Below are 5,124 nucleotides of genomic sequence, written 5' to 3' on the forward strand. Positions count from 1 at the left end.
CTGGCCGCCCCGGCGCCCGGCATCGAGGCGCCGGGCGGTGCTCGGCCGCACGCGCGCGCGGCTGCCGGCCGAGTTGGACCAGCCCGCCTCGACCCGCGACCTCGCCCAGCGCACCCGCCTTTCCGAGCCGGGCGTCAGTCAGCACCTCACCGCGCTGCGCGCCGCCGGCCTGTGCACGCCACACCGCACCGGCCGGTTCGTCCTGTACGCGCGCACGGAGGTGGCGGAGGCGCTGGTGAGGCCTCACACTGAGACGCTGGTGAGGCCTCACGCCGAAACGCTGGCAAAGCCCCGCGCCGAAACGCTGGCAAAGCCCCGCGCCGAAACGCTGGCAAAGCCCCGCGCCGAGGCGCTGGTGGAAGGCCGCGCCGAGGCTCCGGTGACGCCTCACGCCGAGGCGCCGGCGCGGGGTCACTTCGAGGAGACCCCCACTCCCAGGTCGAACTCCCGGTAGACCCGTGCCCAGAACCCGTCGCGCAGCCACACCCGCGCCTCCGGGAACGGCCGCAGCGAGTGCCCCAGCTCCTTCTCGGCCTCGATCAGCAGTTCGGTGTCGATGACGGTCGGCAGGATCGGCCCGGGGAGCAGGTCGCGGATGTTGTCGCGGCCGCGGGTGAGGATCCACTTCTGCGCCACGTGCTCTCCGACGTCCTCCACGCGGGGCCGGCTCGGCCCGAGCTTGGCCACCTGACCTGGCTTGACGTGCGGCTTGGTGGGCGTCCGCCCGGCGAACACCTGCGCGGGCGACGGAGCGGCAGCGGGCGGGGGGACCGCCACGGGCTGCGGGGCACGGCTGAAAAAGGGCCTCAGGAAATCAGCGGAGATCACTTCAACGGTGTCGGACTCCCACACGAGCCGTTCGGCCTGGTTGGTGCCATAGGGGGGCTCGACGCCCCAGAGGTGGATGCGCACGCCGTACGCCTGGGCGGCCTCCACGGCGGGCACCATGTCCTCATCGCCCGCCAGCAGGACCGTGTCGGTCACCGCGTGGTGCCTGGCCAGGGCCTCCAGGTCGCTCCTGATCTGCGCGTCCACCCCTTTCTGCTGGCCACGCGCGTTGAGGTTGCCAAGCCGTACCTTGACCCAGGGAAGCTGGGCGATGACCCGCTGATCAACGGTGGGCACGCGGTCACGGGCGGCGTCATACCAGTAGATCCGCAGAAGTTCGCCGGAAATGCGTTCCGTTGCATGTTTCTGTAGGCTCTGGATCAGCTCATCGGCGGCCACCCTGTATTCCTTGCGTTCCTTCGCCCCCAGCAGGACTTCTCCTGCGGCGGCGTACAGATAACCGACATCCACCAGGACGGCGTACTTCGCTGCCACAGGATGCGGCATGAGGTCTGGGATGCCCATGATGTCCTCCGGGCCGCGGCGTTAGTTGATCGGCCGACTATATACTCCTACTTTTCTAGATAGTCCCAACTCCTCGGGAACTTGACACCCGTTTCACGGGATCCATCTAGGGTAGGGCGCTCGTCCGCCAAGCCGCCTTCCCCGAGGACAGTGGCTTACGCATCTGTCTCGCGGGGTTTCGCCAAGTTTGAGTTCGCGGGGCCGCGGGGGGAGGCTCGGGGGCCGGCCCGCGGGCGGCGAGGACGGCCACGAGGGCGGCGATCTCTTCCGGAGTCGCGTCTCCGCGAATGATGCGCAGGTGTCCGCTCATAGTGGGATGTTCCCATGCTTCTTGGGCGGCAGCGAGGCTCGCTTGTTCCGTAGCGCGCGCAGCGCCTTGACGATCTGCGAACGGGTCTCGGACGGCCTGATAACCGCGTCCACGTAACCGCGCTCGGCGGCGATGTACGGGTTGGCCAGCGTGTCCTCGTACTCGGTCACCAGCCTGGCGCGCTCGGTGTCGGTGTCCTCGGCGGCGGCCAGTTCGCGCCGGTAGAGGATGTTGACGGCGCCCTGCGCGCCCATCACCGCGATCTGGGCGGTCGGCCAGGCGAGGTTGATGTCGGCGCCGAGGTGCTTGGAGCCCATGACGTCGTACGCCCCGCCGTACGCCTTGCGGGTGATGACCGTGATCAGCGGTACGGTCGCCTCGGCGTAGGCGTAGAGCAGCTTGGCGCCGCGGCGGATGATTCCGTTCCATTCCTGATCGGTTCCGGGAAGGAAACCCGGCACATCAACAAATGTCAGGATCGGGATATTGAAAGCATCGCATGTCCGAATGAATCGGGCTGCCTTCTCGGATGCGTCGATATCCAGACATCCGGCGAAATGCATGGGCTGGTTGGCCACCACCCCCACCGACTGCCCGTCCACCCGGCCGTAGCCCACCACGAGGTTCGGCGCGAACAGCGCCTGAACCTCCAGGAACTCCCCGTCGTCCAGCACGTGCTCGATGACCCGGTGCATGTCGTAGGGCTGGTTGGCCGAGTCGGGGATCAGCGCGTCGAGCTCGGCATCGGGCTCCAGGTCAGTGGCCGGGTCGAAGACCGGGGCCTCGTCCAGGTTGTTGGACGGCAGGAAGGACAGCAGCGCCTTGACGTACTCCAGAGCGTCGTCCTCGTCGGAGGCCTGGTAATGGGCCACACCCGACTTCGTGTTGTGCGTGTGCGCTCCGCCGAGCTCCTCGAACGTGACCTCCTCGCCCGTCACCGTTTTGATCACGTCGGGCCCGGTGATGAACATCTGCGAGGACTGGTCCACCATGACGATGAAATCGGTCAGCGCCGGAGAATAGACGTGTCCGCCCGCCGCGGCGCCCATGATGAGCGAGATCTGCGGGATCACGCCCGAGGCGTGCACATTGCGCTTGAAGATCTCCGCGTAGAGCCCGAGCGCGACGACGCCCTCCTGGATGCGCGCGCCGCCGCCCTCGTTGATGCCGATGATCGGGCAGCCGGTCTTCAGCGCCATGTCCAGCACCTTGACGATCTTCTCGCCGTACACCTCGCCCAGCGAGCCGCCGAAGACGGTCACGTCCTGCGAGAAGACGCACACCTGGCGCCCGTCCACGGTGCCGTAGCCGGTGATCACGCCGTCGCCGTACGGCCGCCGCCGCTCCAGCCCGAACATCGACGAGCGGTGCCGGGCGAACTCGTCGAACTCCACGAACGAGTCGTCGTCCAGCAGCGCGAGCACCCGTTCACGGGCCGTCATCCTGCCCTTGGCGTGCTGCTTCTCCACGGCTGCCGTGGACACCCCGTGCACGGCCTCGTCCAGCCGTCGCTCGAGGTCGGCGATCTTGCCGGCGGTGGTGTGGATGTCCGGCGCATCCGGCGTGGGCTCCGCAGTCATGCGCGCAAGGGTAATCGCTCCACCTGCGGCGGTTCCATGAAGGGCGGGGTGTACCGGCCCGCTGACCAGTGGTCTAGTCCATTTGGTGAGACCCGCCTACGGGCATTCCCGGCGACTCGGTACCCTTCGGAACATGATTGACCAGGGCATCGAGCGTCGTAGCGCCGCCGTCACCGAGATGCCGGAGGAGCTCCGCCACGATGTGCGGCTGCTCGGCAAGCTGCTCGGGCAGGTCATCGCCGAGCATGGCGGCGAGGACCTGCTGGCCGACGTCGAACGGCTGCGCAAAGCCGTCATCGCCGCGCGCAGGGGCGGGGTCTCCGCCGACGAGATCACCGCCATGGTGGCCGAGTGGGAGATCGACCGGGCGGTGCAGATCGCCCGCGCCTTCACCTGCTACTTCCACCTGGCCAACCTGGCGGAGGAGCACTACCGCATCCGCACGCTGCGCGAACGCGACACCGAGGGCGGCGTCCAGCGCGAGTCGCTGGCGCACGCCGTGAACGAGCTGGGGGCCGAGCGGGTCGCCGAGCTGGTGGAGAGCCTGGAGCTGCACCCCGTGCTCACCGCGCACCCGACCGAGGCGCGCAGGCGCGCGGTCGTCACCGCGATCCAGCGGATCAGCGGGCAGCTCACCGAGTACAACACACCTGGCCGCGGCGCCTCCGAGCGCGCCGAGAGCGGGCGGCGGCTCCTGGAGGAGATCGACCTGCTGTGGCGCACCGCCCACCTGCGCCCGAGCAAGCTCGACCCGCTCGACGAGGTGCGCACCGCGATGGCCGCCTTCGACGAGACGCTGTTCCGGGTGGTGCCGCAGGTCTACCGCTCGCTCGACGCGGCCCTCGGCGAGGGCACCGGCACCCGCCCGCCGCTGGCCAGGCCGTTCATCCGCTACGGGAGCTGGATCGGCGGCGACCGTGACGGCAACCCCAACGTCACCGCCAAGGTCACGCGCGAGGCCGTCCAGATCCATGCCGAGCACGTGCTGATCGCGCTGGAGGCCGCCACCACGCGCATCGGCCGCACGCTGACCGCCACCGCCCAGTTCGCGCCGCCGTCGCCCGAGCTGAAGGGGGCCATCGCCGCGGCCGAGGACGCCCACCCGGAGCTGATCTCCGAGCTGGCCACGCGCTCGCCGCGCGAGCCGCACCGGCAGTGGCTGCTGTTCGTCGCCTCCAGGATCGCGGCCACCCACCGCCGCGACCTCGACCTGGCCTACCTCTCGCCCGGCGACCTGCTCGCCGACCTGCGCCTGGCCCAGGACTCCCTGGCCCGCCACGCCGTACGGCAGGCGTACGGCGAGCTGCAGCACCTCATCTGGCAGGTGGAGACGTTCGGCTTCCACCTGGCCGAGCTGGAGGTGCGCCAGCACTCCCAGGTGCACGCGGCGGCGCTGGAGGAGATCAGGGCGGGCGGCCCCCTCTCCGAACGCACCGAGGAGGTGCTGTCCACGATCCGGGTGATCGGCTGGATCCAGGAGAGGTTCGGCGTGCGGGCCTGCTCCCGCTATGTGGTCTCCTTCACCCGCGACGCCGCCGACATCGCCGCCGTCTACGAGCTGGCCGAGCACGCGCTGGGCTCGCGGGCCCCGGTGCTCGACGTGGTGCCCCTGTTCGAGTCGGGCCAGGACCTGGCCAACTCCCCGCGGGTGCTGTCCGGGATGCTGGAGATCCCGCGGATGCGGGAGCGGCTCGCGGCCACCGGCCGGCGCATGGAGATCATGCTCGGCTACTCCGACTCGGCGAAGGAGCTCGGCCCGGCCGCCGCGACGCTCCGCCTCTACGAGGCGCAGGAGCAGCTCACGGCCTGGGCGGCCGAGCACGACGTGCGGCTGCGCATGTTCCACGGCCGCGGCGGCGCGCTCGGCCGCGGCGGCGGCCC

General features: G+C 69.9%; 5 protein-coding genes. 2 read left to right on the plus strand and 3 right to left on the minus strand.

Translation table 11 applies throughout. The features are described from left to right. Positions 1-454 (plus strand): ArsR/SmtB family transcription factor (locus DQW85_RS27835; protein WP_162795436.1); only part of this gene is annotated, 454 nt, incomplete at its 5' end. Here DQW85_RS27835 and DQW85_RS27840 read toward each other — a convergent pair. The 3 genes from DQW85_RS27840 to DQW85_RS27850 form a co-directional block, all read right to left on the minus strand. Further along, the gene (locus tag DQW85_RS27840) at positions 412-1,353 is read right to left on the minus strand and encodes an NYN domain-containing protein (protein WP_113702859.1); all 942 of its coding nucleotides are present in this window, start codon (positions 1,351-1,353) and stop codon (positions 412-414) included. The genes DQW85_RS27835 and DQW85_RS27840 overlap by 43 nt on opposite strands. Before the next feature lie 106 nt (positions 1,354-1,459). Next, positions 1,460-1,663 (minus strand): acyl-CoA carboxylase epsilon subunit, encoded by a 204-nt coding sequence (locus DQW85_RS27845; protein ID WP_113702860.1) that lies wholly within the window; start codon positions 1,661-1,663, stop codon positions 1,460-1,462. Beyond that, a complete protein-coding gene (locus DQW85_RS27850) occupies positions 1,660-3,243 on the minus strand; it encodes an acyl-CoA carboxylase subunit beta (protein WP_113702861.1) in 1,584 nt (527 codons plus the stop codon). Before DQW85_RS27850 ends, DQW85_RS27845 begins: the two co-directional genes overlap by 4 nt. A gap of 133 nt (positions 3,244-3,376) precedes the next feature. On the opposite strand from DQW85_RS27850, the gene DQW85_RS27855 reads away from it, so the two are divergent. Next, the coding region (locus DQW85_RS27855) for a phosphoenolpyruvate carboxylase (RefSeq protein ID WP_113702862.1) at positions 3,377-5,124 on the plus strand (1,748 nt) is incomplete at its 3' end.

It is taken from the genome of Nonomuraea lactucae (genome assembly GCF_003313395.1).
Lineage (GTDB): Bacteria > Actinomycetota > Actinomycetes > Streptosporangiales > Streptosporangiaceae > Nonomuraea > Nonomuraea lactucae.

Bases quoted from the DNA above. Each gene is read 5' to 3' on its own strand.
- DQW85_RS27840 (WP_113702859.1), bottom strand. From the start codon at position 1,353: ATGGGCATCCCAGACCTCATGCCGCATCCTGTGGCAGCGAAGTACGCC.
- DQW85_RS27845 (WP_113702860.1), bottom strand. From the start codon at position 1,663: ATGAGCGGACACCTGCGCATCATTCGCGGAGACGCGACTCCGGAAGAG.
- DQW85_RS27850 (WP_113702861.1), bottom strand. From the start codon at position 3,243: ATGACTGCGGAGCCCACGCCGGATGCGCCGGACATCCACACCACCGCC.